Raw genomic sequence first — 24,518 nt, 5'->3', positions numbered from 1 at the left:
ATTCGGCCAGAAAAGCGAAAACCCGGCGCCAGGCCGGGTTTTCTGAAGAATGGTGGAGGGAGAAGGATTCGAACCTTCGAAGGCAGAGCCGTCAGATTTACAGTCTGATCCCTTTGGCCGCTCGGGAACCCCTCCACGGGGTATTACTATTTTTTGGCCTGCTACTCAGGAAGATGGTGGAGGGAGAAGGATTCGAACCTTCGAAGGCAGAGCCGTCAGATTTACAGTCTGATCCCTTTGGCCGCTCGGGAACCCCTCCACGGGGTATTTTCCTGATTTTTTCGCACTTGAATGGTGGAGGGAGAAGGATTCGAACCTTCGAAGGCAGAGCCGTCAGATTTACAGTCTGATCCCTTTGGCCGCTCGGGAACCCCTCCCCAAGTGCGAGGCCGCATACTACCAGATCCCGTGGGGTTGTGAACCCCTCAGCCCCATTCTGACGAGAAAAAAGTATCGTTTGGTCATTTTTTGATATCTCTCGCTCAAAAATCACGCTTTTCAACGACTTTCATGCCGGGGATAGGGCACTTGGGCAGGCCGGGGCGGGAGGCGGGTCAGCGAACAATCAGCCAACAAAAAGAGGAGCCCAGGGCTCCTCTCACACAGAAATGGTCGGCAGGGCTCAGGCGTCGCGGGCCTGCTGGCAGCCGTCGACCGCGTGGGCGATGAGTTCCAGCGCGTTCTGCTCACAGGGGGGCAGCTCCTCATCACAATGGCCAAGCGGGGTGACCCGGTCGCCCCACTTGAGGAGGGCGGCGCCCCAGGTCAGGCCGGCACCGAAGGCGGCGCTCAGCAGATAGCTGTTCGGCTTGACCCGGCCCTGCTCCAGCGCCTCGCACAGGGCGATTGGGACGGTGGCGGCCGAGGTGTTGCCGTAGTGCTCTATGTTGACCATCACCTTGTCCATGGGGGCGTTCATGCGCTTGGCCAGGGTCTCGATGATGCGCATGTTGGCCTGGTGCGGGACGATGAGATCGACCTGCTCCGGCGCTATGCCCGCCTGAGCCAGCACGGCGCCGGTGGCCTCGCCCATGCCACGCACGGCGCGCTTGAAGATCTCCTGCCCCTCGAAGTTGAAGGTGAACAGGCCGTCGATGTCGGCGAAGCGCACCCGATCGGTACCAAAATTCGGCACGTGCAGGATCTCGCGGGCCTCGCTGTCACAGCCGAGCTTGTTGGCGATGAGCCCAGATTCGATGTCGCTCGCCTCGAGCACCACGGCGCCGGCGCCGTCACCGAACAGCACGGCGGTGTCGCGCTTGGCCCAATCCAGCAACTGGGTCAGTCGCTCGGCGCCTATCACCAGCACCTTGCTCATCATGCCGGTCTGCACCAGGGAGGTGGCGACCGAGAGGGCATAGACGAAGCCGGTACAGGCGGCATTGAGATCGAACACCGCCGCCTGGTGGGCGCCGAGGGCTTGTTGCACCGCGGAGGCGCCGTTGGGGACCAGAGTGCCCGGGGTGGCGGTGGCCAGTATGATGCCGTCGAGTTCGCTGGCCTCGAGACCGGCGCAGGCCAGGGCGCGGCGACCGGCCAGGGTGGCGAGGGTCGAGTTGCTGACGTGGGAGACTCGGCGCGCCTTGATGCCGGTACGCGGGTAGATCCACTCGTCCGAGGTGTCCATGATGGTGCTGAGATCGTCGTTGGTCAGCACTGCGGGGGGCAAGCATTTGCCCCAGCCGGTGATATTGGCGTATTTCATCTTGTGGTCGCTTCTTGTTATGAGTCGCCCGTGGGCGGAAAATCGTCCAATTATGCCGGACAGGTCAACCAGTGTCATCTCGTGGTCATGTGCCTGCCTGCGGCAGGAGGCGAATGACGGGGCGAGCAAGCCGGTGATTTTGCTTAAGTTCCCGGCCCTGCTTGTCCTAAGATAGGCGCTCTCTCTTTTCCCCAGGCTTCACCGAGGTGATGGTAGTGCACAAAGCGAATCTCAACCTGTTGCCGACCCTCAAGGTGTTGCTGGAGACCCGCAACATCAGCCGGGCGGCCGAGCTGTTGCACCTGAGTCAGCCCTCCATCAGCAAGCAGCTGACCCAGCTGCGCGGCGAGTTCGGTGACGAGCTGCTGGTGCGAGAAGGCCAGCGTTGGCTGCTGACGCCGCGGGCGGAGCGTCTGGCAGCCCAGCTTGCGGATTCTTTGGGTGCCTTGGACCGGCTCTACGCCGCTCCCGAGTTTGACCCCGAGCGCTGCGAGCGGGTGTTCCGGCTTGCTTCTTCGGACTACGTGGCCCAGCACATATTGCCGGATATCTGCGCCGCGCTCGCCAACGCCGCCCCCCAGGCGGCCCTCGAATACAGCCTGTGGGACAAGCGCCAGCTGCCGCAGCTGTGGCAGTCCGAGCTGGATCTGGTCTCCACCATCACGGATCTGGTGCCGGATCAGATCCGGGGCTTGCATCAGGGGGAAGACCGACTGGTGATGCTGATGGGGCGCCACCATCCGCTCTCGGGCACGGCGCCGACCCTGGATGACTACCTCGCCTGGCCCCACCTGCAGGTGAGCGGCGGCGGTGACAAGGACAGCCCGGTGGAGCGGGTGCTGGCGCCGCAGGGCCTGTCCCGGCGCTGGTTTGCCCGGGTGCCCTTCTTCCAGGCGGCGGTGGAGGTGCTGCTGCGCACCGATTGCCTGATGACTACCCCGGCCCACATCGCCTGGCAGCTCGCCCTGGATCACGAGCTGAGCTTCTGCGACCTGCCCTTCGCCGCTCGCTCCCAGCAGTATCATCTGCTGTGGCACCAGCGCCACCATCAGGACCCCGCTCACCGCTGGTTTCGGGAGCTGGCCTACCCCTTCCTGCGGGATCATCTGCAACGCACCGTCGGCGAGAGCCGCAAGACCCTGGGGAAAGGTCCCGCAAGGTAGCCTCAGTGCTTTATATTGCAAAAATTAACAAAACAATTCATTCATACTGCTGCATAGTCATTGGCTATGAGTTCTATTCATAACTTTCACTTCTGGCATGATGTCGTCCCCCTTACCCTGAGGGCCGGTATTCATTTTCATTCGAGAGAGAGAGAGGCAGTGATGGAATTCACGAGTTGGTTGGCACTGGCGGCGGTTTGTTTCATGGGGGCCATCAGCCCGGGACCCAGTCTGGCGCTGATCATCCGCAACACGGTGCAGGGCGGGCAGGGACACGGGGTAGCGACCGCCCTCGGCCACGGGCTCGGGGTCGGCATCTATGCGCTGATCACGGCGCTCGGCCTCTCTGTGTTGATCACCCAAACCCCAGTGCTGTTTGACATCATTCGCTACGGCGGCGCCGCCTTCCTCGCCTGGCTCGGCGTCAAGGCGCTGCTGGCCAAGCCTGCCAGCGGTGAGGTAGAACAGGAAGCCCATGGTCTGCGTGGCCGGCAGGGCGCCTTCGAGGGCTTTATGGTGGCCTTCCTGAACCCCCAACTCGCCATCTTCTTCATCGCCCTGTTCAGCCAGTTCGTGCATGCCGATACCGGTTGGCGCGAGGGGAGCATCATGATGCTCACCGCCGGCGGCATCGACGCCGTCTGGTATGTGCTGGTGGCGCTGGTGCTGTCGCGCGGCCCTGTGCTGGCCTGGCTCAAGGCCAAATCGTCTGTCATCGACAAGCTGAGCGGTCTGGTGCTGATCGGCCTGGCACTCAAGGTGGTGTTCTAGCACGTTGTGTGGCTCCCTCTGCCAAAGGAAGAAGGAACCTCCAGCACTGCCGCTCCTTACGCGCTTGGCTTACGCGGTTGGTAAATTATCCAGGACGTAGCCGCAGCACAGCGATCTACTCCCTTCTCCCCTCGCGGGAGAAGGGGTGAGGATGAGGGGGTAACAGCAGTACTTAGCGAGAACAGCGCCCTCTGAGCAGGGCCTATGTTCAATCCTGTATCTTGCGGTGATCTTAAGCGGGATCAAGGCAGGGAGGTACGGGCCTCGCTAGAGTGGCTGCCTTTGCTGCCGCCTGCGAACCAGACCCATGCACGATCAAACCCGTCGTCTCGAACAGAATCGCCTCGAACTGCTGGCCCCGGCCAAGAATCTCGCCTACGGCATTGAAGCCATCAACCATGGCGCCGATGCCGTCTACATGGGCGGCCCCGCCTTTGGCGCCCGCAGCGCCGCCGGCAACTCCCTCGATGACATAGAAGCGCTGGCGCGCCACGCCCACCGCTTCGGCGCTCAAGTCTTCGTCGCCTTCAACACCCTGCTGCACGACCACGAGCTGGAGCAGGCCAGGCGCCTCACTCACCAGATCTATGAAGCGGGCGCCGATGCGCTGATCGTGCAGGACATGGGCCTGCTGGCGCTGGACTTGCCTCCCATCGCCCTGCACGCCAGCACCCAGACCGACAACCGCACCCCAGAGAAGGTGAAGTTTCTGCAGGACGTGGGCTTCTCCCAGGTGGTGCTGGCCCGCGAGTTGTCCCTCGAGCAGATCCGCGCCATCAGCGCGCAGACCAATGTGCAACTGGAATTCTTTATCCACGGGGCGCTGTGCGTCTCCTACAGCGGCCAGTGCAACATCAGCTATGCCCGCACCGGTCGCAGCGCGAACCGGGGAGAATGCGCCCAGCTGTGCCGGCTGCCCTGCACCCTGCAAAAGCCGGACGGCGAGGTGCTGGTGGCAGACAGTCACCTGCTCTCTTTGAAAGACATGGATCAGAGCGCGAACCTGGAGGCGCTGATCGAGGCGGGCATCCGCTCCTTCAAGATTGAGGGGCGACTCAAGGGGCTGGATTACGTCAAAAACGTCACCGCCTGGTATCGTCAGAAGCTCGACGCCATTTTGGAGCGGCGCCCGGATCTGGTGGCGAGCTCAGCTGGCCGCTGCACTTACGGCTTCACGCCGGATCCGAAGAAGAGTTTCAACCGGGGTGCCACCGATTACTTTCTCCACGGCCGCCAGCCGGATATTGACTCCCCGCGCAGCCCGAAATACTTGGGCGAACCCCTGGGCCGGGTCACTCGCGTCAGCAAGGAGGGGATAGAGATAGACGGGCGCCCGCTCGACAAGCTGGGACTTAGCTTGAACAACGGCGACGGTCTGGGCTTCTTCAAGCCGAACAACGAGCTGGTGGGGATGCGGCTCAACAAGGTCGAGACCAAGGCGGGAAGCAAGCAGTTGCTGCTCTCGGAACCCGTGCCCGGGCTCAAGGTTGGCAGTGAGATCTACCGCAATCACGATCAGGCCTTCAGCAAACTGCTGGAGAAACCGAGTGCGGATCGCCGCATCCGGATCGATATGCGCTTATCCGAGTGTGAGGAAGGGCTGCGGCTCACCCTTATCGACGAGCAGGGCATCGAGGCCAGCGTGGAGCTCGTCTGCGACAAACAGATTGCCGGCAACCCGGAGCGGGCGCTGCAGCAGGCGCGGGATCAACTTGGCAAGCTTGGCAACAGCCTGTTCGTGGCGCGCAAGATTGAGCTGGCGTTCACTTCTCCGCTGTTTATCGCCGCCTCCCAGCTCAACGGCCTGCGCCGGGACGGCATAGCCGCGCTGGAAGCGGCGCGCCTCGCGAGTTACAAGCGCCCGGAGCGGCGCATCCCATTGCGCGACGTCACCTATCCCCAGCATCGACTCTCCTACCTTGGCAACGTGTTGAACGCGGCCGCCGAGCAGTTCTTCCGCGAGCACGGGGTGGAGCGCATTTCTCCCGCCTATGAGGCGAACAAGGAGGAGGGAGAAGTGGTGCTGATGATCACCAAGCATTGCATCCGCTACAGCCAGAACCTCTGCCCCAAGGAGGTGCCCGGCCTCAAACCCGAACCGCTCGAGCTCAAGATGGGCAAAGACAGTTTCCGGCTGCGCTTTGATTGCAAACGCTGCGAGATGCAGGTGATGGGCAGCCTCAAGCGGTAATAGTGGCCAGACAGGGCATGTCACGGGCGCGAATTCGATGGCAGTATAGGGGAGGCGCTATGGGGGAGGCTCGCTTGATCCGGGCACCCCAGCTTAACGCAGGCATGGATGGGGGCGACGGATGCTGATCGCCCCCTGCTGTTGTGATGCCTCTTGTTTTGACAAATGGAGTTGCGATGGAAATCAAGGACCTGCCGTTTTGCACCACGAACTGGGCCGAGATAACGCCCACCGAACATAAAGGGGAGCGCGGCGTCGCCCGCTGGCACACCCAGCACTTTGGCCCCATGCGGGTGCGGATGGTGGCGTATTCCCCCGGCTATCTGGCGGATCACTGGTGCAGCAAGGGCCACGTCCTGCTGTGCCTCGAGGGGGAGCTGCACACCGAGCTGCAAGATGGCCGCGTCTTCACCCTGACGGCGGGCATGAGCTATCAGGTGGCCGACAACGCCGAACCCCATCGATCCTTCACCGAGCTGGGCGCCAAGCTCTTTATCGTCGACTGACTCGCGTATTCCTTTCCCCATTTAATCAAGAGGTTGCCCATGCTGGAGCTCAGACCCAACTGCGAGTGCTGTGACAAGGACCTGCCCGCCGGCAGCAGTGATGCGCTCATCTGCTCGTTCGAGTGCACCTTCTGCACCGATTGCAGCGAGCGCCATCTGCAGCACGTCTGCCCGAATTGCGGCGGCGAGCTGGTCAGGCGCCCCCGCCGCCCCGCCGCGAAACTCACCGCCAATCCCGCCTCCATCAAGCGGGTGTTTAACCCGGCGCTGCGAGACAACAACCGATAACTCCGCCATGCCAGCACAGCGGCGGCAAGGCCAGCGCCGTCTCCGTGCTGGCCGTGTCGCTACAGGGGGGCCAAACCCAGCGGCCCATCCCAGATAGTGCTTTACCTTCTCCCGGCTAGAGCCCTTATCACAAGGGTTCAACCAAGGAGCGCGAGATGGCGGAGCGATTTGAAGGAGAGGGGGCGCTGGCCTATGACCAGCGCATTCCATTGCTGGTGCCGGGTTATGAGTTGTTGCATCAGTTGAGCGCGGCCCAGCTGATGGCGCGGCTCGGGACCGATGCCCGAGTGCTGCTGGTGGGGGTGGGTACGGGGTGCGAACTGGTGCTGCTCGGCAAACTCTGCCCAGGGTGGCAGTTTATCGCCCAGGACATCTCGGCGGACATGCTGATGCAGGCGCGTCAGCGGGCCGACGAGGCCGGGATGGGGGAGAGGGTTACCTGGCTGTTGGGGGAATTACCCACTGCCTCATTACGCTGTGACGGCGCACTCTGTCTGCTTGTGCTGCATTTTCTGGAGGAAGATACCAAGGCGACGTTGCTTGGTGCTATCTCCCGCCAACTCAGGGCCGGCGCGCCGTTGCTGCTGGCGGATCTCATGGTGGCGGAGGATCCGATGGAGCGCACCGTCATGGGGCAGCAGGCGCGGTTGGCGGGTCTGCCGATGGCGGCCAGCGAGCGCATGGTGCAGCGCCTTGCCGATGACTTTATTTCGCTCGATGAAGGGCAACTTCAGCAGCTGTTACATGCAGCCGGGTTTAGCACGGGGCAGCGTTACTTTCAGGCGCTCGGCTTTCACGGCTGGCTGGCAACAAGGCGCTGAGATATCCGGCGCGCACGCGGCCTGCCACACCAAAGCGGGAGCCGCAGAGGGCTCCCGCTAACGGCACGGTCAGACAGCTTATTTCTCCATCACCACATTCCAGGGACCGTCTGCCTGGATAAAGAATACCGCCTCCTCATTGCCTTCCACCTTGGCCACATGGGGCACCTTGTCGGTCAGGGCGAAGTAATCGCCGGGGCCGAGGCGGTACTCCTTGCCTGCGACCGTCAGGGTGATGGCGCCCGACATCAGGGTCACATAGTGATCCGCGTCGTGATGATGGCTAGGCGTCACCAGCCCCACCGGGTATTTCAGGAAAAACCGGCTCGGTCCCGTTGCCATGTCGCCGGAGACCGGGGCGGCCGCGATGCCATTACCAAGATCCTTCCACTTGAGCTGCGCCTTGCTGACCACCTGCTCCCCGGCGGTGGCCCAAGAAGGGGCGCCGACCATCAGCAGTGCCGACAGCGAAAAGACGACTGCCGCGATAAATTTCATCTGCTATCTCCTTTGCGAATTGAAAAATCGGTTAGCGGCAAGATCATCCCGATCTCGCCTCCTCAAGCATAGAGCCAGGTGCCTGTATCCAGTGAGGGTGCCCGCATGCCACTGATCCGCAGGAACCAGCCCACTGCGTGGCAAGGGGCATCGAAATGGGCTAGAGGATCAGCAGTGTGGTCATCGCCGGATTGTCTATCCGGTGATGAGGATCTGCCGCAGCCAAAGGAGCAAGAAGATGGCCGAGCAACAACCCCCGTTCGATGCCGAGCAGTACAAGCGCGCGCAACGGGCGCAGTGGAACAAGGATGGCGCGGCCTGGCGGCGCTGGAACCCGGTGCTGGATGCCTGGTACGGCGAGGCGACCGAGCGGATGCTCGATCTGGCACGCATCCAACCCGGTCAGCGCATCCTGGACGTTGCCGCCGGCGCCGGTGAGCCGGCGGTCAGCGCCGCCCGGCGGGTGGGGGCGAGTGGCCATGTGCTGGCGACCGACATCTCGGAGGGGATCATGGCGCTGGCGCGGGAGGTTGCGTTGGAGCACGGGCTCAGCCAGCTGGAGACCCGGGTCATGGATGGGGAGAAACTGGCTCTGCCCGACGAGGGCTTCGATGCCGTACTGTGCCGGCTTGGCCTGATGTATATGCCGCAACCGATGATCGCCCTGCGCGAATGGCGCCGCGTGCTCAGACCCGGTGGCCGGGTCGCCGTCATGGTCTTCTCCACCCCGGAGCGCAATGACTGGGGGGCGGTGCCTGCCGTCATCATCCGGCGTCATACCGGACTTGCGGCACCCGCCGCCGGGCAACCCGGCCCCTTCAGCCTGGGGGCAGCCGGGGTGCTGGAGGACGTCTTTCGTCAGGCCGGATTCGCCGATCCAGACGTGTATGCCGTGCCGGTGCCGCATCGCGCGGCCTGCGCTGCCGACTTCGTGCGGGTCGCCCGGGAGGCGTTCGGTGGCTTCAATGCCATGATGGCGCAACTGCCTGCCCCCGAGCAGGCGACGTTGTGGGACGAGATCGCCAGCTCATTGCGCTGCTTCGAGTCGGCCAGCGGGTTTGAGGCGCCGGGGGAGTGCCTGCTCGCGGCGGCAAGCAAGTAGCTCAGGCCCGCGGCGCATGATGAAAACGAAGCCGCCAGCATGAGTGGCCTTTTTTTCTCAACACGCAATGCCTTCCAGTTTTAGCAGCGCCTGCTTGATGGGCAGCCCCCCCGCGTAGCCGGTCAGGCTGCCGTCCTTGCCTATCACGCGATGACAGGGAACGATGATCGACAGCGGATTGCGACCGTTCGCGGCGCCCACCGCTCGCATCGCGGTCGGCTTGCCGATGGCGAGCGCGATGTCGCGGTAGCTGCGGGTCTCGCCATAGGGAATGTCGCACAGCGCCTGCCACACGGCGCGCTGAAATGCTGTGCCCTGGGCCGCGAGCGGCAGCGTGAAGCGCTGCAGCTCCCCCGCGAAGTAGGCGCGAAACTCGGCAAGATAGGGGGCGAGCGCCTCGCTGTCTTGCTGCCACCCTTGCTGGTCTGGCAGGGTGCGCAGGCCGTTTGCGAAGTCCACGTGGCGCAGGCCAGTCTCGTCGATGGCGATCAGCAGCGGGCCGCAGCTGGTTTCCAGAACGTCGTAACGGATCATGATGTTGTCTCCTCTCATTCTTGATGTGTCGGTGCAGTCAGCAGCGCGGGCTGCTCGCTCATGGCGTGCCACAACCAGCTTGCGGCATAGGCACGCCAGGGTTGCCATGCGGTGCTCATTGATTCCACCTCCTTGACCGGCAGCTTCACGCCGCCGCCGAGCGCCTTTTGCAATACCAGATCGGAGGCGGGGAAGGCGTCCGGATCCTGCCCCGTGCGCAGCCGCCAGTAGGCAATGGTCCAGGGGCCTATGCCCGGCAGCGCGAGCAGCTGCTCATCGCTCGCCGTGGCGAGGGAAATCGCTCCGCTTGCCAGCGCGCCGGCAACGCCCTGCAGCGTTCTGATCCGGCTGCCAGGCATGCCGATGCCGTCCAGGTTGAGCGCACACAGCTGCGCCGGGGTCGGCAGCGCCGCTATGCCAAATTGCGCCTCGGTGCGCGCCACCAACCGCCCCATGATGGTGATGGCGCCCTTGACCGACACCTGCTGGCCGACGATGGCGCGCAGCAGCACCTCGTATTCATCCCAGCCTCCGGGCAACCTAACACCGGGCCAACGTGCCTGCAGTCGTGCCAGCAGCGGATCTTGCGCGAGCCGCGCACCGATGCGCACCATGTCCGCATCGAGATCCCACATGCGCCGCACGCGATACAACAGATCCGGCAGCGCGCTCGGCGGCAGATCCCGCAGCGTCAGTCGCAGCTGGTTGCCGGGGCCCGGCTCGATGCGGATCCAGCCCTCCTGTTCGCCGACCTTGTGGCGCCGCTCGTAGCCCTGTTCGTCGACGCGCTCCAGCCCCGGGATAGCGCGCAGCCGGTAGAACGCGAGCATGGCGTGCACATCAAACGGCGGACGATATGGCAGTTGCAAGCCGAGCATCGCGCCTGGCTCGGACTCGTCTTGCGGGGGCTGCGCCCCTTGCTGTTTACGCAGGGCACTCGGGGCCAGACCATAGGCTTGTTGCCACGCATCGTTGAAGCGGCGAATGCTTGCAAAGCCTGCCGCAAACGCTACCTCGGTAATGGGCAGTGCGGTTTCGGTCAGCAGTCGTTTCGCGAGCAGCAGGCGGCGCGTCTGCTCCACCTGTTTTGGCGAGGCGCCGAGGTGTTGCTCGAACTGGCGCCTGAGTGTGCGCTCGGTGATCCCCGCTTGCGTGGCAAGCTCGGCGAGGGAGTACGCGCCAAGCTCGCCGCGTTCGATGCGCGTCAGTATGCGTGCGAGCAGCGGCGGTAGATCCCCGTTTTGCGCTGGCGCCAGCTCGGGCCGGCAACGCAGGCAGGGACGCAGCCCGTGCTGCTCGGCGGCGGCCGCGAAGCGAAAGTACTGCACATTGTGTTCGTGCGGCGCGCGCGCCGGGCAGATCGGGCGGCAATAGATGCCGGTGGACAGCACGCCGGTGAAGAAGCGGCCGTCGAAACGTGCATCCCGGGCGAGCCGGGCGGCGTGACATTGCTCGCGAGTGAGACCGGGGATGATCTCGTCCTGATAGGGCTCGGTCGGTGGCAACGGATTCATGGCATGGGCTCGGCACTGGGAACATGCTCAGAGAGTAAGGGGCGGGGGGCGCAGTGACTAGCCAGAAACGGACAGGGATTGAAATAAAATGCCCATCCTGGAGTGGCGAGTCGGAGAGATGGCAGGGCTGCGTGAAAACAGTCGAGCGGGGCAGGTAAATATGCGAATCTGCAGCTGACCCCATCAACGAGGATTCCCCCATGCCAGGACCCGCCCGCGCCGGCACCCTGATCTACGCCAAGGATCTCGCACGGCTGACCAATTTCTACCGCACCCTGCTGCAGATGGACATTCTCAGCCAGGATGACGGCTTCGTGGTGATGGAAAATCACGACATCCAACTGCTGTTGCACGCAATCCCCGACGCCATCGCCAGCCGTATCGTTATCGAGGTACCGCCGCAGTTGCGCGAAGAGGGTGCCATCAAGCCGTTCTTCACGGTGCCAAGTCTTGCCTGGGCCGAGGCGAAGGCGGCGGATCTTGGCGGTGGCTGCTTGTCGCAACAGTGGTCGATTCCGGGCCTGGTGCTGCGCAATGCGTTCGATCCCGAAGGCAATATCCTGCAACTGCGCGAATCGCTCAGCACGCCCGATCCGCTGTGATAACTCACCAATAATAACGGGGCAGCCAAGGCTGCCCCGTCATGCTCGCGCAACCCCTTACTTCAGATAACGCTGTTCCAGGTGTTTGCGCAGCCACTGCGGGTTCAGCGCCTCACCGGTCGCGTTGCGGATCAACGTATCGGTGTCGTACAGGCTGCCCTGCGACCAGATGTGGCGGCCGAGCCACGCGAGGATCTCCGGCAGCCGGCCCGCGGCGATCAGGCTGCCCATCTCGCCCACGTCTTTCTCCAGTGCGAAGCGCAACTGCGCCGCGTACATGGCGCCGAGCGTGTAACTCGGGAAGTAGCCAAACGACCCATCCGTCCAGTGGATGTCCTGCATGCAGCCGTTCTGGTAGTTGCCCTTCGTCGACAGACCGAGCCACTGCTGCATCTTTGCATCCCACAGCTCGGGGATGTCCGCGACCTCAATGCGCCCTTCAATCAGATCGCGCTCCAGCTCGTAGCGCAGGATCACGTGCGCCGGGTAGGTCACCTCGTCCGCATCGACGCGGATAAAGCCGGGCTCGACGCGGTTGTACAGTTTCGCGAGGTTTGCAGGATCCAGCGCCGGCTGGGTGCCTAAGTGCGCGCGGATGCGCGGCGCGATGAGCGACAGGAACGCCGGGGAGTGGCCAAGTTGCATCTCGCAAAACAGGCTCTGGCTCTCGTGAATGCCCATGGATCGCGCCTCGGCCACCGGCTGGCCCAGCAAGTGACGCGGCAGCCCCTGCTCGTAACGGGCGTGGCCCGTCTCGTGCACTATGCCCATCAGGCTGGAGACAAATTCGTCCTCGTTGTAGCGCGTGGTGATGCGCACGTCCGTCGGCACACCGCCGCAGAACGGGTGGCTGCTCACATCGAGTCGCCCGTGCGCAAAATCAAAGCCGAGCAACCCCATCACCTCCTGACCGAGCGCCTGCTGGGTCGGGGTGGGGAAGGGACCTTGCGGGATCAGCAGGGTGTCGCTTTTTTGCTGCTCGCTCACGGTCTGGATAAGGCCGGGCAGCCAGCTCGTCAGATCGCCGAAGATCTCGTCAAGTCGCGCGCTCGTCATGCCCGGCTCGTACAACGCCAGCATGGCGTCGTAGGGGCGCACGTTCAGCGCCTCGGCGCGAAGGCTGGCCACTTCCCGCGACAGCTTCACCACCTCTTTAAGATTCGGTGCAAAACCGGCCCAGTCGTTCTCCTTGCGCTGACGGCGCCAGGCGTGTTCACACTTGCTGCCGGCGAGCGACAGTGCCTCCACCAGCTCCCCCGGCAGCAGGCTCGCATCCTGCCAGTGGCGCTTGATCTCGCCCAGGTTCGCGCGCTGGGTTGCATCCAGGCTCTCGCTCTCGGCCTTGGCAATCCAGTCGCCGAGCTCGGGGGCGGTGCGCTTCTCGTGAATGAGCACACCGAGCTCGGCCATGGCCTCGGCGCGCGCCTCGTTGCCGCCCTCCGGCATCATGGCGGCCCGATCCCAGCCACAGATGGCACTGAGGTGGCCGAGGCGGTGCAGCTGCTGCTGGTGTTGTTCAAGCTTTTGATATGACATGGGATTGTCCTTGTTATCGTCCCTGAGAATATGCACCCCGTACCTGGCATTATCGGGGCGCCATGATGCTAGCATCGGCGCTGGGCGTTTTGCCACTACGGGGTGCTCAGCCGAGCCTTTTCTGGTGACGCTCGCGGTTCTCCGCCTTCTGGCGATCGCTCTTTCGCAGCAACACATAGAGCGCGCCGCTGCCACCGTGGCGGCGCTCGGCGCTGTGCATGGCCATGACCACCGGCAGTTGCGGCAACCAGGCGCTGATGTGGCTCTTGAGGGTGGCGCGCGGCGTGCTGCGCTCCCCCTTGCCGTGCAGGATCAGCAGGCAGCGAATATCTCTTTGCTCGCAATCCGCGATGAACTGCACCAGCGCCAGCCGGGCCTCGTGCAGGGTCTTCTGATGCAGATCCAGGCTGGCCTGCAGCTCGTACTTGCCGAGCCGCAGCTTCTTGTAGACCCCCTCCTGCACCCCGTCGCGCTTGAAGCCGACGATGTCGTGAGGATCGAGCAGGGGGATGGCCTCCATGCTGAGCATGTCCTGGGGGAGCGGGCCCGCGCTGGCAGCCAGGCGGCGCGCGAGCTGCGCCTCGGTCGGGGTCAGCGTACCCGCTTGGGGATCGATATGGTCGCGCTTGAGTGGCCGCACACCGGCCACCTCTTGCTGAAACAGTGAGAGTTCGTCGTCGTGAGGCACGGCAGGCTCCCCGAATAAGAATGGGAGGACATTATAGCGGGCCCAGACCCTGCTTAGAATGGAGGGCGCTGGCGAGGTAAATATCGCGCTGCGAGTTATTGCTCCTCGGTGGGCGGGGCCTTGTGTGCATCACCTCGTATGGCGGGTCAGAGGTGCACTGGGTAGGAAGCCTGTCGGCTTATTGTTCCTCGGTAGGGGGCTTGGCGTGCATCACCTTGTAGACGAAGTAGACCCCGTAGCCGCTGATCAGCAGGAAGGTGCCGATAATTACCAGCATGGACATCAGCCCTACGCTGTTGCCAAACATCAGGTTCATCCAAAATTCCATCTCGTTCACTCCAGTCATCCATCGATGACAGGCATCATAGATACCTCTTTGGGAGCAATGAGATGATCCCGATCAAGTCCCGTCGTGGTTATTAAACCGGCAATCCGTTCTGTGAGCGGCCTCGCACTCACAGGGGGAGGTCAGGCCCCATGGCGGGGAAGAGTCCGCTATCTAGTGGCTTGTGGACTCGGCTCGGTGAGCGCCTGGATGCGCCAGCCTTGCTGCTCCAGCAGTGCAAGCAGGCCCTGATCGCCGTAAAGATGCAGGGCGCCTACCACGATAAAGCTCTCGTTTGGCAGGGTCGACCACTTCGCCAGCCAGTTGCGGTTGCGCTCTGCCAGCAGGGTCTGTTCCACCCATGCTTGCAGCTTGGGCGGCGCCATCTCCTCTCGCAGCAGGTTGATGAGGGTCGCCTGATCGCCGTTTTGCCAGGCCGTCATCACCTTGTCAAAGCCGGTCTTGAGCTCTGGCAACTCATCCAGGGTGCTGGATAGCATAAGGGTCTGATTGTCACCGACACTGGCGAGGTAGCCGAGCTGCTCGAGCAGGGTCTCGAAGCCGACGATGGGTTTGCCGCCCTCGCTTGCTCGCTTGGCGAAGTGTTGATCCACCCCGAACTCGCCGCTGTAGCCGGTGCGCTCGAGCACCGCCTGGGTCAGGGTGATGGCCGCAAACCAGGGCCGTAGCGGCGCCAACATGGCTTCATTCAGACCGTTCTGACCGGCGGCGATCAGGGTACGCCGATAGAGATCCGGCGGCACATGATCCTTGAGTGTCTTGCCATCCACCAGTCGGGTGATGGCCCCCATCTCCTGCCACTGCTCCTGGGTGAGGTTTGTCATGTCGACCTCCATTACCAGGGCGCGGCTCTGTTGCCAGGCTCGCTCGACAGGCTCTGGCAGCGGATAGAGTGAGGCCTTGCCCGCATGGATGGAGCCCAGCAACCAGTGCTGTTCACCGCCCTTGCTGATGCGATAGAAGGCCGGATCGGCGAAGGCCTGCAGCGGCAGCAGCAGGCACAGCAGGAAGGAGAACAGCGAGCGATGAGATCTCATGAGATACCTTATTGTGAGAGGGATGGCTTCTCTTCATAACAATAATCCCTATGATAAGTCCTCATTCGTCACAGCCAAGAGGTTTCCCATGCCCCACCTTCGCTTTCGGGCAGTTTCTGTCGACACCCTGCAGCAGATCAGCACGCCCTTGTTGGCGGATCTCTGCGCCCTGACCGGCGGCAAGCCGGAGTTTGTCACCATGGAAGTCATCGACTGCATCCGGGTGCGCGACGGCGCCATCGAGACCGGCTCCCCCTTCGTCGAACTGGTCTGGTTCGAACGCCCGCAGGAGCTGCAAGATGCCGCCGCCGCCCTGATCACCCGCCATCTGAAGGCGGCGTTGGGAGAGGAGACTTATGTGGTGGTGCAGGTGCTGCCCATAGTCAAAAGCCATTACTACAGCAACGGTGAGCACTACTGAGCTGAGGTAGGGAGAGGGCAATATCCGGTGGTGCAGGTGCTGCCTATCGTAAAAAGCCACTACTGCAGCAACGGTCAGCACTACTGAGTGACGCAGGCGGGATGACGGGGCTGTCGGCCCCGTCGTTACCTGGGGTCAGGCGGATTTTATCAGCAACTTGTCCAGCCAGCGGCTCGGCAGCAGGCGGCGCAATACGGTAAACAGCCTGGTCGGGACTGTGACGGGGTAGCGATGTTTCGGCCGCCGGCTTTGGAGTGCATGCAGCAGCGGCGCTATGCAGGATTCGCTTGGCAGGGTGAAACCGCGGGCGCCACCCTCGCGCTCCAGCCGGCTCAGGGTCTGCTGATAGGCGGTCTGATGGCGGCTCGTGAGAGGGTCTATGTGGCGCAGGAAGGCGGCGCGGGCATTGGCACGAAAGCGGGTATCGATGGGGCCGGGTTCTATCAGGCTGATGTGCACCCCGGTGCCATCGAGTTCGAGGCGCAGGGTGTCGGTGTAACCTTCCAGTGCAAACTTGCTGGCGTTGTAGGCGCCACGATACTTCATGGCCACCAGGCCGAGCACCGAGCTGTTTTGCACTATGCGCCCTTCCCCTGCCGTGAGCATGGGCGGCAGCACCTGGCGAATGAGATGATGCCAGCCAAATAGATTGCTGTTGAACTGCTCGCGCAGCGCGGCGGTGGGCAAGTCTTCCAGCGCGCCGGGCTGGCCGTAGGCGCCGTTGTTGAACAGTCCATACAAACGTCCCCCGGCCAGCGCCAGCGCCTCGGCGGCCCCCTGCTCGATGCTGGTTTCATCTGCGAGATCCAGCTGCACCGCCAATAATCCCAGCTGTTGCAACTGCGCCACATCCTCACTCTTGCGGGCGGAGGCGATGACGGTAAAGCCCTGGCTGCCGAGCGCCTTGGCGGCGGCGAGGCCGATGCCGCTGGAGCAGCCGGTGATGAGTACGAAGGGGTGGGGCATGGGGCTGTCCTTAAGCGATGACGGGATCCTGATGGCTGCGGGCATGGTAGCCCGAGCGCCCCAAAAATACAAAACCGGGCCCAAGGGCCCGGTTTGCTCATTTGCCACTGCCTGATTACAGGAAGGTGAACGGCATGATGATGTGGAACTTGACGTCATGCTCGGAGCTGAACATGTTCGGGTAGTACCAGCTGCCCTTGTCGTCTTGCTCGTTGTTGTAGTCGGTGTAGTGCAGCTTGAACAGGGTGCCCTTCAGCTTGCCGTCTTGCACTGTGTACATGACGTCGAAGTTCGCCGCCCACTCTTTACCGCCTTCCAGCGAGCTGTCGCCGTTGTTGGCATCCCAACCGTAGGCACCGGAGATGCCGGTGGACCAGCCAGGGGCACCCACCAGATCATCCAGGGTACGGGTCACGCCGAAGAACAGTGCCTTCTCGTCGTTGTGGTTCCAGTCAGAGCGGGAATCCCACCAGATCTCGTTCGCACCCTGAGAGTTGCCGTAGCCGCGGGTCAGACGGGGCAGGTAGTTGCCCAGGTCACCCTCAGCCTTGGTCCACAGACCTTCCAGACGGAAGCCGTACTGGGCGTAGTTCCAGGAGGCGGTCAGGGCTTGTTGCCAGGCCAGTCCGTCATAGTCTTCGTTGTCGGTGTTGGAACCGTAGAACTGGTAGCTGGTGTTCAGACCACCCAGCACGTCAAACTTGTGTGCCAGTTTGAAGTGGTAGCTGTCCATGTAGCCTTCGGACTGACCAAAACCACCGGTGACGGCGGTGCCATCTTCAAAGGTGTAACGGGCGGCCAGACCATGGATGTAGTCGATCTTGTTCGCGTCGGTGAAGGGGTCGCTGGCGTAGGGGCTGCTCTTGGAGAAGCCGGCGGTGTTCTTGAACCAGGGCGCCTTGTATTCATCGGCGATGGCGTAGGTCAGGTAGAGACCACCGAAGTTAGCTTCGATCTGGCCACCACGGTAAGTACCGGGTTGATAGGACCAGTTCACACCCAGAATACCGGGAACATACAGTTGGGTGTAACCACCCTTGGCAGTGACCTTGCCTTCCATGAACTTCAGTTTCAAGGCGGCGTTGGAGAGGCTGAAGCCATTCTCGGGAACACCGTCACCACCTGAACCCCACTGGTCACCCCAGAAGGAGAATTCGTTCTCTTCGTTGACGCCGTTGCTCTCGTCGACGGCCAGGTCATAGGCACCGAAACCGCCCACATCGATACCAACCATGTCCCAGGCATAACCGGAGTTGAAGTTGAGGGCTGCTTGGGCGGTAGAGTGACTCAGGTTGGAGTGGTACTTGCCATCCTGACCGGGACCGGCTTGTTTGCGGTCACGCTCACGCTGGAAGTAGAACAGGCCGCCGGACAGTTTTGCGTCATCGGCGAATGCCTCGTAGGACTTGCCATATTCCGGGCTCATCATGTCCTGAGCGGCCAATGCCATACCGGGTGCGACCAGCGCTGCAACCACGGCGGCACTTAACGCGGCGCGCTTGAAGATCACTTTTTCCATTTTGTATTGCTCCTGATTTTATGGACTTAGCTTTTTTGTCCGGCAGTCAGGCATGGGCCCGCCGCTCGGTATTGGCATTGCAATCAACACCCCGTAGGGCAAAAAGAAATTCTTGTCTGTGTCGTACCCAGGTTCCCGAATGCCTTGGCGCATCGGTTAGGGTCATCTGTATCTTTACAGTCGTTATTTTTTATGTACCGACCCTTGGCGATCGGACACCATCAAGAGTACGTTCGCGGTGCGAAATATCAACGGAAAGTTCCCTCGAAGTTTCAAAAATATGACCGAGTGCAAATAATCATGATTCTTGTCATGGATACTCCTAGCCCGCTCATATCGGTAGTGACAGCGTTTTCAAGCAGAAATATCCGTTATCCTGAGCGGATCTCGGGGTGGATTCAGAACTTTCTTTGTTAACCGGATGGCAACAGATAATTTTGTGTCACAAAAAAAGATATGACTGCACCACAGCACCAGCTACGGGGCTCGCGATGAGCGACGCGGCCCCGTTTGTGGGGGCCGATCTGAGCCGATATGGAAGGGCGCAGAGCCGCTCCAGATGGCGACGTCAGCGCTGGCGCAACGGAACGGTTCAGGCTTGGTTCGGATGTGTCTGAGTCGATGTCAGGGGGATCCAGCCCACGTGGGCTGGCAGGGTGCCAGCCTTGCTCGGCGCAGGAAGATCAGAGCTGATGCGATAGAAAAGGATCCGCTCTGCTCCACCTGACCGGGAGCAGAGGTTACTTCGCGGATTGCCGCAAAATAAGTCAGGCCTGGCCAAGGATGCGCGGGATCTGCTGGGCCTGATGGTGAATGTGCTGTGACACCTGTACCGAGAGCTGGCTACCCTGGCGGGCGTGCTGGCTGATGCGGCCGATGAGTGCGGCGAAGCTGGCCAGTCGGTGTTCCTGGCTCCTGGCGTTATCGGCCCCCTGCAGGGCGATGACGGTGGTGCTGCGCGCCATCTCCCGCACCGTCTGGGTGGTCTGGCGCAGCTGCTCTGCCTGCTGGCGCTGCTGGCCGGATCCGGTGGTGATGCGGGTCAGCACCTGGGAGAGTTGATCGCCCGCCTGAGTGAGCCGCGTCAGGATCTCGGTGATCTGGCCAAGGGAGCGCTGGGTGTCGGCCGACAGGTGGCGCACCTCGTCGGCGACCACCGCGAAGCCGCGCCCCTGCTCACCGGCCCGGGCCGCCTCGATGGCGGCGTTGAGCGCCAGCAGATTGGTCTGTTGGGCGATGTGACCGATGACATCGACGATGGCGGTGACGTCATCCACCGAGCGCTTGAGCTGCGTCAGGGCGCCGCCGCTCTCGTCGATGGCGAGGCCGGTTTGGGCGGTGGCGGCCAGCATGTTGCCGACCAACTGCTCACTCTGGTGCATGGAGTGTTCGTTGTGCTGGGCGTGCTGCGCTATCTCGGCAGCCACGTGGTGTACCTCGCTGGCGAGCTGGTTAAGCTCGCTCATCATGCCGTCGCTCTCGTCCACCACCTGCTCGGTGGTGCGGGTGCTGTGATGGATCTCCTGCACCTGAGCCACCATCTCCTGCAGGCTCAGGGAGACACAGGACAGCTGACCCGCCTTCTGCTGCTGATCCTGTTGCAGACGCGAGATCAGGCGGTTGTAGCTCGCGACTATGTCGGCCAGTTCGTTGCGATCACGCCCCTCCGGCAACATTTGCGCCTCGCCGGTGGCATCGAGTTGCAGGAAGGCGCCGCGCAGTTGCAGCAGCGGCCTGACCAGCCAGCGACGCTGCACCAGCGCAAACAGCAGGGCGACCACCACCAGGCAGAGCGCGAGGGAGCCGAGGATGGTGGCGAGCTCCCGATTCACCTCCTGATGTGTGGCGGCGAGCCGTTCTCCCAGCTGGCTGCTGGCCTGCAGCAACTGTGCAATATCCTGCTGGACTCCTTGTTGGGCCGCCTGCTGTTGTTGCAGCGCCTTGCGGCTGTTATCCAGTTCCTGCGGGTAGCGCTTGAGCAGGGAAACCAACTCGGCTCTGGGCTGCTCGCCGAGCTCCTTGGGTACCGATTCCCCCAGGGTGAACTCATCGACAGGCGTCTCTTCGAACAGGTTCAGGCTCGGCAGGGCTGCCAGCGCATCGGCCTGTTTTTGCAGGGCGCTCAGCTCGAATTGCAACCCTTCCAGCAGCTTGGGGCTGGCCTGCGCCATGTAGTTCTGACGCAGATGGCCGAGCCCCGGCAGGCTCGCCAGCATATCGGCCGCCCCCTGACGGTATTGATCTGCGCTCACCGGATCCGCTCCCATTGCCCCCTGCTGGCCGTAACGCAGCAATGCCTTGGCGTGGGCGGTCAGCTCGTTCTCGGCATTTTGCAGCAACCACTGGCTGTTGCCGGAGAGCTTGCCCGCGGCGAGGTAGTCGCCGTCGATGCGCATACCCATCTGCTCGAGCAGGGCGCGCAGCGGTGCACTCAGTGGATCATCTTGCGGTGGCAGCTGGCCGAGGGCTTGCCTGCGCACTCCCTGCGCCTCGGTCAGGCGCAAGGGATCGCCACTGGCGAGATAATCGCGCAGCGCCCCCTGCAGCGGGCCGGTCAGCCGTTGCTGCAGCCGATCGTGCTGGCGCTGAGTCTGCTCGGCCTGATCAAGCTGCTGCCAGCCATGAAACAGGGCGGCGACTTGTACCCCGGCGACCAGCAGTAAGACCAGGGAGGAGAGGGCGGCATAGTGGGCAATTTTCACATCAGATTCCTGCTTGAACCACGCAATGGGCTGGAGCTTAAGCAGGAGTGATGGCGTTTTTATGACAGCGGTGCGGGGGCGATCGGTGCCTTGGGTGTGCGGACCAGCAAGCCAATCAAGGCGCCGCCCATGATGAGGGCGCCTGCCAGCAGATGGCGAGGGGTGAGCTGTTCGCCGTTGAGCCACACTAGCAGCAGGGTACTGAGCAGCGGTGTCAGGTAGGCGAGGGCCCCGATGCGGCGTGGATCCCCATCCCGCAGCGCCAGATACCAGGTGACGAAGGCCGCCCCCATGGGACCGAGCGCCAGCCCCACGATGAGCAGCCAGTCGGCTTGGGGGATCTGGGCTAAGGGCAGTGGTCCCTCCAGTCCCCAGGCCAGCAGCAGCGCCAACAGCCCGGCGGGCAGGCAGGCGGCGGCCGTCACCACCGCGGGGGCGGGAGGCAGGCGACGGGAGAGCACAGAGTAAGCCCCCCAGATGATGGCGGCGCCGAGCGCCAGCAGGTAGCCGGGCAGATAGGCCTGCTGCAGTTGCAGCTTGCCGTCGACCATCACCAGCACCGAGCCGGCGAGGCCGAGCGCTCCGGCTAGCAGGTGATGCAGGTGCAGCGGATGGCCCGGCAGCAGCAGCGGCGTGAACAGGATGATGCACAGTGGCCACAGATAGTTGATGAGGTTCGCCTCCAGCACGGGGGCGTGGCGAAAGCTCATAAACAGCAGCAGGTGGTAGAGCAGCAGGGCCGTGATGGTCACCAGCCAGGTGACGGGGCGGGCTCGCCACTGTCGCCAGAACGGCAGGGCGCCGGCGCCGCAGAAGAACAGCACCAGCCCCACCAGCACCAGCGGCGAGACGCTGGTGATGCGGGAGGTGAGCGCCGCCAGCGAGGCCCACAGCAAGATGGTCAGCAGCGCAAAACCGGTGGATTTGTCCCACCAGGAAACAGCAGACATCCAACACTCCTTTGCAGATGAATGAAAAAGAGGGCCAGTCTAGCAGACTGGCCCTTGGGCGGAAGTGGCTACCGACTTCCTATCGTCATGGTCAAGTTCGGCGAGACGAGCAGTGGCTCAGCGAGCGGCGGCGTCCGCCAGCTTGGACGAGTTCTGGATCACCTCACCCGCTTTCTCTACATCCCGGCCCATGCCGTGGATGGTGTTGCAACCCAGCAGCCAGAGACAGGCGCACAGCACCAGCAGGTTTCGACGCTTGTTCATAGATCCTCCTTGTGGCGCCTTGGCCAGTTTTCACATCTAGGGAGTTAGCCTGAGCAGGCGTCCCTCGCCTGAATCAGTCAGCAGGTAGAGGGCGCCGTCAGGCCCCTCTTTGACGGTGCGGATCCGCTCCCCCAAGTCGGTGAGCAGTCGCTCCTGCGACACTATCTTGTCCCCCTCGAGCTTGAGGCGCATCAGGGCCTGACCACGCAGGGCGCCGACCAACAGATCTCCCTGCCACCCCTTGAATAATTCACCCTGATAGAAGGTCATGCCGGAGGGGGCGATGGAGGGCACCCAGATCCAGAGCGGCGCCGTCATGCCGGGGGCACTCTGGCCCGTGCCAATCTTGCCGCCGCCATACTCCTCGCCGAAGGTGACCTTGGGCCAGCCGTAGTTGCGGCCAGGCAGGATGAGGTTCACCTCGTCGCCGCCCTGGGGGCCGTGTTCGTGGGTCCAGAATTGCTGACTGCCCGGGCGCAGGGCGGCCCCCTGCATGTTGCGATGACCCAGGCTCCAGATCTCGGGCAGGGCGCCCGCCCTCTTGACGAAGGGGTTGTCGGTGGGCACCCTGCCATCCCTGTGCAGGCGCACCGTCTTGCCGAGGTGGTTGTCGAGTGTCTGGGCCCGCTCCCGCTCGGTGTAGCGATCGCCGAGGGTGATGAAGAGGTAGTCATCCATCAACACCAGACGAGAGCCGAAGTGGGCGCCGCCAGCCACCTTGGGCTGCTGGCGAAACAGCAGTTGCCAGTCGACAAGCGCGTCTTTTTGCAATCGAGCGCGGGCCACTGCGGTGCCGGCACCCCCGTCACCGGGCTCGCTGTAGCTGAGATAGAGCCAGCCCGCCTCATCGAGGGCGAGATCCAGCAAGCCACCCTGGCCCGCATTCGCGATGGGAGGCAGGCCGGAGATCGGATGGCGCGCCCCTTGCGCATCGATGCGCAGCAGGCGGCCGGGGCGCTCGCTCACCAGCAGCTCGCCCCCCGGCAGGAAGGCCAGTCCCCAGGGATGGGCGAGATCGGTGGCGACCGGCGTAATGGTCAGTGCCCTGACCGGGGCTACCAGGCAGATCAGCAGCAAGGCAAGCAGTGGAACGCGTTGTGGAAACAAAGGGATACCTCCTCTCAAGATCCGATCCTGGCGCGGTCAAACTCATCATGGCTGAAGTGTAGAGGGAAACGGGATGAGGTCTTAAACGACAAAGCCCCTGCGCAGGCAGGGGCTTGTCAGATACGGCCTAGAACAGCTCGGGGATGAAGCGGAACGGGTGGTCGGTAGGTTTGACCTTGCCTATCTTGCGTTTGGGCAGCTTGACCGGCTCGACCGGCAGCTCCTCGTAGGGGATGTGGGCCAGCAGGTGGGAGATGATATTGAGCCGCACCTTCTTCTTGTCTTCCGAGTGGGCCACGAACCAGGGGGCCCAGGTGGTATCGGTTGCGGCGAACATGGCATCCCTGGCCTGGGTGTACTCATCCCAGCGATTGAAGGACTTGATGTCCATCGGCGACAGCTTCCAGATCTTGCGGCCGTCGTCGATCCTGTCCCGCAAGCGGCGCTCCTGCTCCTCCGGTGTCACCTCCAGCCAGTACTTCAGCAAGATGATGCCGGCATCGACCATGGACCACTCCATCTGCGGGGTGCTGGCCAGAAACTTGTCGCTCGCCTCCGGGGTGCAAAAGCCCATGATCCGCTCCACCCCGGCCCTGTTGTACCAGCTGCGATCGAAGATGACGATCTCGCCGGCGGCAGGCAGCAGGGGCACATAGCGCTGCATATAGAGCTGGCTCTTCTCCCGCTCGGTGGGAGCGGGCAGGGCCATGACCCTGAACACCCGAGGGCTGACCCGCTCTGTGATGGCCTTGATGACCCCCCCTTTGCCAGCGCCGTCACGGCCCTCGAACACGATGCAGACCTTGAGCCCCTTGTGCACCACCCATTGCTGCAACTTCACCAGCTCCACGTGCAGGCGGCGCAACTCCTTCTCGTACTCCTTGGTGCCAAGGGGTTTGACCTCTTGCACCGGCGCTGCTTGTTCAGCCTTGCTCTTCTTCTTGTTACCCATGATGTCCTTCTCTTGATGCGAGCCCATGAAGCATGGCCGTCGTCATCGACGACTCACTCCAAGAGTGTAACCAACTGATGGGCAGGTTACAGGCGGGGATCCCTGAGGTGAGATCGGGATCCAGAAAACACAATAATCCTCAATTGAGTTCGAGTTGGTGCTGCGGTGAAAGGCCCGGCCCATGGGAAAGAGGCGAGAGGGTGATGGTCTCCCTGAACCTGAGGGATTCATTGACCAGGAGCTACCGCCTTCATTCACCTGGGAATCATCTAGAACAGCCTCGTCAAAAGCGTTTCCTGATGGCAGAGAAACGGCATCAATTGAAAATCATCTTG

General features: G+C 62.8%; 24 protein-coding genes and 3 tRNA genes. 9 read left to right on the top strand and 18 right to left on the bottom strand.

From position 1 onward, the window contains the following. Positions 1 to 50 precede the first annotated feature (50 nt). The 4 genes from BN1137_RS07735 to BN1137_RS07720 form a co-directional block, all read right to left on the bottom strand. Positions 51 to 135: transfer RNA gene (locus tag BN1137_RS07735), tRNA-Tyr, on the bottom strand. Positions 136 to 174: 39 nt separating this feature from the next. Beyond that, positions 175 to 259: transfer RNA gene (locus tag BN1137_RS07730), tRNA-Tyr, on the bottom strand. A 33-nt stretch (positions 260 to 292) separates the two neighbouring features. Beyond that, a tRNA-Tyr gene (locus BN1137_RS07725) sits at positions 293 to 377 on the bottom strand. A gap of 245 nt (positions 378 to 622) precedes the next feature. After that, on the bottom strand, positions 623 to 1,705 hold the full coding sequence (locus tag BN1137_RS07720) for a ketoacyl-ACP synthase III (protein WP_050718044.1): 1,083 nt from the start codon (positions 1,703 to 1,705) through the stop codon (positions 623 to 625). Positions 1,706 to 1,920: 215 nt separating this feature from the next. Here BN1137_RS07720 and BN1137_RS07715 point away from each other — a divergent pair, with 215 nt between their 5' ends. From BN1137_RS07715 to BN1137_RS07690, 6 genes are all read left to right on the top strand, one after another. Further along, complete coding sequence (locus BN1137_RS07715; protein ID WP_050718179.1) at positions 1,921 to 2,868, top strand: LysR family transcriptional regulator; 948 nt, start codon at positions 1,921 to 1,923, stop codon at positions 2,866 to 2,868. A 162-nt stretch (positions 2,869 to 3,030) separates the two neighbouring features. Next, entirely contained in the window at positions 3,031 to 3,639 is a 609-nt protein-coding gene (locus BN1137_RS07710; RefSeq protein WP_050718043.1) for a LysE family translocator, read from the top strand. Positions 3,640 to 3,946: 307 nt separating this feature from the next. Next, positions 3,947 to 5,830: a peptidase U32 family protein gene (locus BN1137_RS07705; RefSeq protein WP_050718042.1), complete on the top strand. Its 1,884-nt coding sequence runs from the start codon at positions 3,947 to 3,949 to the stop codon at positions 5,828 to 5,830. Positions 5,831 to 6,006: 176 nt separating this feature from the next. Beyond that, a complete protein-coding gene (locus BN1137_RS07700) occupies positions 6,007 to 6,336 on the top strand; it encodes a DHCW motif cupin fold protein (RefSeq protein WP_050718041.1) in 330 nt (109 codons plus the stop codon). 39 nt (positions 6,337 to 6,375) lie between these two features. After that, entirely contained in the window at positions 6,376 to 6,624 is a 249-nt protein-coding gene (locus BN1137_RS07695; RefSeq protein ID WP_050718040.1) for a DUF1272 domain-containing protein, read from the top strand. Between the two features lie 155 nt (positions 6,625 to 6,779). Further along, the gene (locus BN1137_RS07690) at positions 6,780 to 7,445 is read left to right on the top strand and encodes a class I SAM-dependent methyltransferase (protein ID WP_050718039.1); all 666 of its coding nucleotides are present in this window, start codon (positions 6,780 to 6,782) and stop codon (positions 7,443 to 7,445) included. Between the two features lie 78 nt (positions 7,446 to 7,523). Here the strand turns inward: BN1137_RS07690 and BN1137_RS07685 are convergent, their stop codons facing one another. Then, positions 7,524 to 7,943: a cupin domain-containing protein gene (locus tag BN1137_RS07685; RefSeq protein ID WP_050718038.1), complete on the bottom strand. Its 420-nt coding sequence runs from the start codon at positions 7,941 to 7,943 to the stop codon at positions 7,524 to 7,526. 238 nt (positions 7,944 to 8,181) lie between these two features. Here BN1137_RS07685 and BN1137_RS07680 point away from each other — a divergent pair, with 238 nt between their 5' ends. Beyond that, the gene (locus BN1137_RS07680) at positions 8,182 to 9,045 is read left to right on the top strand and encodes a class I SAM-dependent methyltransferase (RefSeq protein ID WP_050718037.1); all 864 of its coding nucleotides are present in this window, start codon (positions 8,182 to 8,184) and stop codon (positions 9,043 to 9,045) included. Between the two features lie 57 nt (positions 9,046 to 9,102). Here BN1137_RS07680 and BN1137_RS07675 read toward each other — a convergent pair whose 3' ends face one another. Both BN1137_RS07675 and BN1137_RS07670 read right to left on the bottom strand, forming a co-directional pair. Then, on the bottom strand, positions 9,103 to 9,579 hold the full coding sequence (locus BN1137_RS07675) for a methylated-DNA--[protein]-cysteine S-methyltransferase (RefSeq protein ID WP_050718036.1): 477 nt from the start codon (positions 9,577 to 9,579) through the stop codon (positions 9,103 to 9,105). A gap of 14 nt (positions 9,580 to 9,593) precedes the next feature. Next, a complete protein-coding gene (locus BN1137_RS07670; RefSeq protein ID WP_050718035.1) occupies positions 9,594 to 11,093 on the bottom strand; it encodes a DNA-3-methyladenine glycosylase 2 family protein in 1,500 nt (499 codons plus the stop codon). Positions 11,094 to 11,293: 200 nt separating this feature from the next. On the opposite strand from BN1137_RS07670, the gene BN1137_RS07665 reads away from it, so the two are divergent. After that, on the top strand, positions 11,294 to 11,695 hold the full coding sequence (locus tag BN1137_RS07665; RefSeq protein ID WP_050718034.1) for a VOC family protein: 402 nt from the start codon (positions 11,294 to 11,296) through the stop codon (positions 11,693 to 11,695). Positions 11,696 to 11,752: 57 nt separating this feature from the next. Here the strand turns inward: BN1137_RS07665 and BN1137_RS07660 are convergent, their stop codons facing one another. The 4 genes from BN1137_RS07660 to BN1137_RS07650 form a co-directional block, all read right to left on the bottom strand. Next, a complete protein-coding gene (locus BN1137_RS07660; protein ID WP_050718033.1) occupies positions 11,753 to 13,231 on the bottom strand; it encodes a carboxypeptidase M32 in 1,479 nt (492 codons plus the stop codon). A gap of 106 nt (positions 13,232 to 13,337) precedes the next feature. Next, positions 13,338 to 13,919: a DNA endonuclease SmrA gene (gene smrA, locus BN1137_RS07655; protein ID WP_050718032.1), complete on the bottom strand. Its 582-nt coding sequence runs from the start codon at positions 13,917 to 13,919 to the stop codon at positions 13,338 to 13,340. Between the two features lie 178 nt (positions 13,920 to 14,097). Beyond that, complete coding sequence (locus tag BN1137_RS21875; protein WP_083443404.1) at positions 14,098 to 14,247, bottom strand: DUF3149 domain-containing protein; 150 nt, start codon at positions 14,245 to 14,247, stop codon at positions 14,098 to 14,100. A gap of 167 nt (positions 14,248 to 14,414) precedes the next feature. Next, positions 14,415 to 15,302 carry a TraB/GumN family protein gene (locus BN1137_RS07650; RefSeq protein ID WP_050718031.1) on the bottom strand — a complete coding sequence of 296 codons (888 nt, stop codon included), beginning with the start codon at positions 15,300 to 15,302 and terminating at the stop codon, positions 14,415 to 14,417. A gap of 88 nt (positions 15,303 to 15,390) precedes the next feature. Between BN1137_RS07650 and BN1137_RS07645 the strand changes: the two genes are divergently transcribed. Then, the gene (locus BN1137_RS07645; protein WP_050718030.1) at positions 15,391 to 15,723 is read left to right on the top strand and encodes a DUF1904 family protein; all 333 of its coding nucleotides are present in this window, start codon (positions 15,391 to 15,393) and stop codon (positions 15,721 to 15,723) included. Positions 15,724 to 15,858: 135 nt separating this feature from the next. Here the strand turns inward: BN1137_RS07645 and BN1137_RS07640 are convergent, their stop codons facing one another. From BN1137_RS07640 to ppk2, 7 genes are all read right to left on the bottom strand, one after another. Next, complete coding sequence (locus BN1137_RS07640; RefSeq protein WP_050718029.1) at positions 15,859 to 16,689, bottom strand: SDR family oxidoreductase; 831 nt, start codon at positions 16,687 to 16,689, stop codon at positions 15,859 to 15,861. A 115-nt stretch (positions 16,690 to 16,804) separates the two neighbouring features. Continuing rightward, positions 16,805 to 18,208 (bottom strand): OprD family outer membrane porin, encoded by a 1,404-nt coding sequence (locus tag BN1137_RS07635; protein ID WP_050718028.1) that lies wholly within the window; start codon positions 18,206 to 18,208, stop codon positions 16,805 to 16,807. Between the two features lie 767 nt (positions 18,209 to 18,975). Then, complete coding sequence (locus BN1137_RS07630) at positions 18,976 to 20,910, bottom strand: methyl-accepting chemotaxis protein (RefSeq protein WP_050718027.1); 1,935 nt, start codon at positions 20,908 to 20,910, stop codon at positions 18,976 to 18,978. A gap of 59 nt (positions 20,911 to 20,969) precedes the next feature. Then, positions 20,970 to 21,860, bottom strand: a complete 891-nt coding sequence (locus tag BN1137_RS07625) for a DMT family transporter (protein WP_050718026.1) — start codon at positions 21,858 to 21,860, stop codon at positions 20,970 to 20,972. 117 nt (positions 21,861 to 21,977) lie between these two features. Continuing rightward, the gene (locus BN1137_RS21870) at positions 21,978 to 22,124 is read right to left on the bottom strand and encodes an entericidin A/B family lipoprotein (RefSeq protein WP_083443400.1); all 147 of its coding nucleotides are present in this window, start codon (positions 22,122 to 22,124) and stop codon (positions 21,978 to 21,980) included. Positions 22,125 to 22,160: 36 nt separating this feature from the next. Continuing rightward, positions 22,161 to 23,231, bottom strand: a complete 1,071-nt coding sequence (locus tag BN1137_RS07620; protein WP_157433671.1) for a PQQ-dependent sugar dehydrogenase — start codon at positions 23,229 to 23,231, stop codon at positions 22,161 to 22,163. Between the two features lie 127 nt (positions 23,232 to 23,358). Next, positions 23,359 to 24,183 carry a polyphosphate kinase 2 gene (gene ppk2 / locus BN1137_RS07615; protein ID WP_050718177.1) on the bottom strand — a complete coding sequence of 275 codons (825 nt, stop codon included), beginning with the start codon at positions 24,181 to 24,183 and terminating at the stop codon, positions 23,359 to 23,361. Positions 24,184 to 24,518 lie beyond the last annotated feature (335 nt).

The sequence above is a fragment of the Aeromonas tecta genome (assembly GCF_000820185.1).
Lineage (GTDB): Bacteria > Pseudomonadota > Gammaproteobacteria > Enterobacterales > Aeromonadaceae > Aeromonas > Aeromonas tecta.
This window is presented reverse-complemented; position numbering and strand designations above follow the sequence as displayed.

Bases quoted from the DNA above. Each gene is read 5' to 3' on its own strand.
- BN1137_RS07720 (WP_050718044.1), bottom strand. From the start codon at position 1,705: ATGAAATACGCCAATATCACCGGCTGGGGCAAATGCTTGCCCCCCGCA.
- BN1137_RS07710 (WP_050718043.1), top strand. From the start codon at position 3,031: ATGGAATTCACGAGTTGGTTGGCACTGGCGGCGGTTTGTTTCATGGGG.
- BN1137_RS07705 (WP_050718042.1), top strand. From the start codon at position 3,947: ATGCACGATCAAACCCGTCGTCTCGAACAGAATCGCCTCGAACTGCTG.
- BN1137_RS07700 (WP_050718041.1), top strand. From the start codon at position 6,007: ATGGAAATCAAGGACCTGCCGTTTTGCACCACGAACTGGGCCGAGATA.
- BN1137_RS07695 (WP_050718040.1), top strand. From the start codon at position 6,376: ATGCTGGAGCTCAGACCCAACTGCGAGTGCTGTGACAAGGACCTGCCC.
- BN1137_RS07690 (WP_050718039.1), top strand. From the start codon at position 6,780: ATGGCGGAGCGATTTGAAGGAGAGGGGGCGCTGGCCTATGACCAGCGC.
- BN1137_RS07685 (WP_050718038.1), bottom strand. From the start codon at position 7,943: ATGAAATTTATCGCGGCAGTCGTCTTTTCGCTGTCGGCACTGCTGATG.
- BN1137_RS07680 (WP_050718037.1), top strand. From the start codon at position 8,182: ATGGCCGAGCAACAACCCCCGTTCGATGCCGAGCAGTACAAGCGCGCG.
- BN1137_RS07675 (WP_050718036.1), bottom strand. From the start codon at position 9,579: ATGATCCGTTACGACGTTCTGGAAACCAGCTGCGGCCCGCTGCTGATC.
- BN1137_RS07670 (WP_050718035.1), bottom strand. From the start codon at position 11,093: ATGAATCCGTTGCCACCGACCGAGCCCTATCAGGACGAGATCATCCCC.
- BN1137_RS07665 (WP_050718034.1), top strand. From the start codon at position 11,294: ATGCCAGGACCCGCCCGCGCCGGCACCCTGATCTACGCCAAGGATCTC.
- BN1137_RS07660 (WP_050718033.1), bottom strand. From the start codon at position 13,231: ATGTCATATCAAAAGCTTGAACAACACCAGCAGCAGCTGCACCGCCTC.
- BN1137_RS21875 (WP_083443404.1), bottom strand. From the start codon at position 14,247: ATGGAATTTTGGATGAACCTGATGTTTGGCAACAGCGTAGGGCTGATG.
- BN1137_RS07650 (WP_050718031.1), bottom strand. From the start codon at position 15,302: ATGAGATCTCATCGCTCGCTGTTCTCCTTCCTGCTGTGCCTGCTGCTG.
- BN1137_RS07645 (WP_050718030.1), top strand. From the start codon at position 15,391: ATGCCCCACCTTCGCTTTCGGGCAGTTTCTGTCGACACCCTGCAGCAG.
- BN1137_RS07640 (WP_050718029.1), bottom strand. From the start codon at position 16,689: ATGCCCCACCCCTTCGTACTCATCACCGGCTGCTCCAGCGGCATCGGC.
- BN1137_RS07635 (WP_050718028.1), bottom strand. From the start codon at position 18,208: ATGGAAAAAGTGATCTTCAAGCGCGCCGCGTTAAGTGCCGCCGTGGTT.
- BN1137_RS07625 (WP_050718026.1), bottom strand. From the start codon at position 21,860: ATGTCTGCTGTTTCCTGGTGGGACAAATCCACCGGTTTTGCGCTGCTG.
- BN1137_RS21870 (WP_083443400.1), bottom strand. From the start codon at position 22,124: ATGAACAAGCGTCGAAACCTGCTGGTGCTGTGCGCCTGTCTCTGGCTG.
- ppk2 (WP_050718177.1), bottom strand. From the start codon at position 24,183: ATGGGTAACAAGAAGAAGAGCAAGGCTGAACAAGCAGCGCCGGTGCAA.